The organism is Chryseobacterium sp. YIM B08800 (assembly GCF_026163565.1).
GTDB lineage: Bacteria > Bacteroidota > Bacteroidia > Flavobacteriales > Weeksellaceae > Chryseobacterium.
Genome location: NZ_JAPDKN010000087.1, coordinates 1 through 3,462 on the forward strand (window position 1 = coordinate 1; position 3,462 = coordinate 3,462).

General features: G+C 30.4%; 3 protein-coding genes. 2 read left to right on the plus strand and 1 reads right to left on the minus strand.

Annotated features, from left to right (window positions below; genetic code table 11):
- The first annotated feature begins 471 nt into the window (after window positions 1-471).
- The gene (locus OEW74_RS19075; RefSeq protein WP_265429986.1) at window positions 472-726 is read left to right on the plus strand and encodes a hypothetical protein; all 255 of its coding nucleotides are present in this window, start codon (window positions 472-474) and stop codon (window positions 724-726) included.
- A gap of 496 nt (window positions 727-1,222) precedes the next feature.
- Here the strand turns inward: OEW74_RS19075 and OEW74_RS19080 are convergent, their stop codons facing one another.
- Window positions 1,223-1,453 carry a hypothetical protein gene (locus OEW74_RS19080; protein ID WP_204535443.1) on the minus strand — a complete coding sequence of 77 codons (231 nt, stop codon included), beginning with the start codon at window positions 1,451-1,453 and terminating at the stop codon, window positions 1,223-1,225.
- A 184-nt stretch (window positions 1,454-1,637) separates the two neighbouring features.
- On the opposite strand from OEW74_RS19080, the gene OEW74_RS19085 reads away from it, so the two are divergent.
- On the plus strand, window positions 1,638-3,413 hold the full coding sequence (locus OEW74_RS19085; RefSeq protein WP_265429987.1) for an FAD/NAD(P)-binding protein: 1,776 nt from the start codon (window positions 1,638-1,640) through the stop codon (window positions 3,411-3,413).
- The last annotated feature ends 49 nt before the right edge of the window (window positions 3,414-3,462 follow it).

Sequence of the window (3,462 nt, forward strand, 5' to 3'; positions counted from 1 at the left end):
TTTGTTCATTCATTAACCGTCCTTCTGATAATACAATTTCGGATTGGTTTTGTAAAGGTAAGTTTTTAAAGTCGTAAAGAGAAATTTCCATAGCTGTTAATTGTATTAGTCTATAAACTTTTTATACAATTTCTTTACCAATTGTATTATTAAATTTAACTAAAGCGGAATAATTTATAAATTAAAAAGTAAAACTCATTGTTCATGGTAATTAACTGATTTAATTCTATAGTATGTAAATTCTCTTAATGAAAGTTTCTAAGATTACAACTTTTAAAATTTAATCCAAATTTAAATAGAAATCAGAACGGTAAGGAATTCGAATTTGGACGTAAATATTATTTTATCATTGAGATTCGATAAAAAACAAAATTTTATTTTTCACTAAGAACACACCCTTAAAACCTTCAAAATTGCTTTAATTGGCGTACAATTTGCAAAGTACTTTTCACCAATCACAAATAATAAAGCATGGATATCACCAACGATTTTAAAGAAGAAATCTTAAACTCTCCTACATCAATTGAAAATATCGAGGTCGTTTATAAAAAAAATAAATACAATGGAAAACTTGTAAAAGTAAATCAATTGCCATTTGAGATGACAATCTTTGATAATGATATCAAAGATGATCCAGAGCACGCCATTGATTTTACACTTGCAGAAGAAATAACTATTAAATTTTTTGATGGTGCAATAAAAACATTTAAAGATCCTATTTCGTAAAATAATATATATTCCACTCATTTATATAGCAGGATTAAGAAAGATTATGCTATATATTTTCATTATTCACCTTAATGAATTTAACTAATAACCAATCATACACTAAAAAATGCTAATTGAACCTACTTGAATATGGTGCAACAATGGAGAATTATGAAGCTTCAGAAATTATTTCACCGAAGGAAGCAGCTCGCTTCATTAAGCGGGCTTAGAGTTGAAACGATATTCGGGCGGTAAAAAAATGGAAGAAAAAAATATTTTACAAATTAAGAACCGGAAGATCCACTTTTAGCTTTCTTATTTGGAAGAATTTTCACTTTTTTATTATGTGGCTTTCTAATCAAAAGTTGTAATTCCGCAGTACTAAATTTTAAAAAATTTAGTCTAAAAACCTTATTATAATTATAGATTTCCGAATTAATCCTATTCTTTTTTACAATAGAATAAATATCTAAATTCTTATCAGATAAATCGAAAACTATCATTATTTTCTAAATTATTCTAAAAAGTATTTCGATCCTGAAAGTACCTGATAACCTAAGTAAAAAAGAAGATGCAGAGAGTTTTTAGGAATTTGGAGCTGTAGATTATTGGAATTAAGCATTTCATATTTCCAACTGTGTTTTGTACAATGCAACATCATTTCCTGCAAATCCTTATCTAAAAGAGCGAGCATCACTATTACTTCATCATTAGAGTTAAACTCTTTATCTATCGCTGAATTCATATGTTTTTTGATTGGTGTATTCGTTTTTGCAATCAGTGTGCCACGTTTTTCCTGTAAGGAAAAATCTATTTAGTGAATAAATAAAAGTATATGTTTACAATCATATTCTTATAATTAATTTATGTATATATACAATATTGAGAGGAATAGTTTTTGAATATCCGTCATCATAATACAGTTAAAAATGAACCAAATTAAAAATATAGATATTGCACTTATTGGAGGTGGGCCTGCAGCATTACTATTATTAAAGCATATACTAAACAGCAATCTTAAGATAAACACTATTGTAATATTTGAAAAAAATGACAGGCTTGGAGTCGGTATGCCGTATGGAATAAAGGGATCCTGCAAGGAACATATAGCCAATGTATCCGCCAACGAACTCCCTGATCTTGTCGATACTTTCGGAGATTATTTAAAAAAGTTTCCTAACGATCAGTATCCTGATTTTGCAGATGCAGAAAAATTAAATCCTTATCTTGTCATTCCTCGGCTTCTTCTTGGTGATTATTTAGAGAATCAGTTTGAACAGCTTATTAATATTGCAATAGAAAAGGATATTGATATAACAGTCGAAAAAAGTACAACTGTTGAAGATATTCTGCCTGAGAATGACAGAATCAAGAAATTTCGAATATTGTCGGACAAAAATAAAGAATATACAGCCCAGAAAGTAATCATCTGTACTGGTCATGTATGGCCAATAAAGTATGAAGGTAAAGTTGATAATTGGTACGATTCTCCCTATCCCCCATCAAAATTTAAAAATCCTACCAATCATCCCGTAGCCATTAGAGGCACTTCGTTAACCGCCATAGATGCAGTAAAAACCTTAGCTCGTCTGAACGGCTCTTTCATAGAAATCGACAGTAAAATAAGTTATCAACTTGACAAATCATCTGAAAATTTCAGATTGGACTTATTTTCAACGGGAGGTTTTCTTCCTGCCTTACGGTTTCATTCTGAAGATGATGCTTATTCATCTGAATGGATAATGTCAACTAAAGAAATCACCATGTACAAAGAGAAAAACGGCGGTTTTATTGAATTGGATTATGTTTACAATCGCAATTTCAAACTTCCGCTGAAGAAGAAAGATCCTGATTTTTATAATGTAATTAAAGACTTGGAGATAGAAGATTTTGTCGAGAAAATGATGGATTTACGTGAAAACAAGGATAGTTTCGATCTCTTTAAGGCTGAATATGAAGAAGCGGAAAGATCTATTGAAAGAAAATCTTCAATAACATGGAAAGAAAAACTTTCAGCATTCAGTTATGCCATGAACTATCCGGCAAAGCACTTTTCAGCTGAAGATATGCTTAGACTAAAATCAACATTACTTCCTCTCATTTCGATTATAATTGCTTCGCTTCCACAGTCGTCTTATAAAGAGATAATGGCTCTACATGATGCAGGTCTTATTTCCTTAACAGAAGTAAATAAAGAAAGCACAGTAGAACCTAATTTAGAGGGTGGCGGAGATTATTTTTATACGGATGAAGACGGCAAAACAGTAAAAAAAAGTTATAAAATGTTTATTGATGCCATTGGTCAGCAAGCTATGAATCCCGAAGATTTTCCTTTTAAAGGTTTGCTTAATCAAAATGCAATAAGTCCGGCTTATTTAAGTTTTAAAAATCAGAACAAAGGAGAAGATCTGTATTCAAAGAAGAAAGAAAATATTGTAAAAATGTCAGAAAATCGGTTCTGTCTAAACGTTCCGGGGTTAAGTATTAACGACTTTTTTCAATCGATTAATAAAGAAAATAAAAATGAAGAAGGGCTTTACATTATGGCTGTGCCATTTATAGGTGGATTGAACCCTGATTATTCAGGTCTTGATTTTTGTGATACTGCCGCTGAAAGAATCGTTGAATCAATTTCAAACTCTCAAACTCCAGTGTTGGAGATTGATGTTCAAGACAAATTGGAAGAAACAAAAAAGATTTTATAATACTTTAAGAGCCTGTTTAAAAAAGAATAATAAAAAAGAGTAAGGGCTA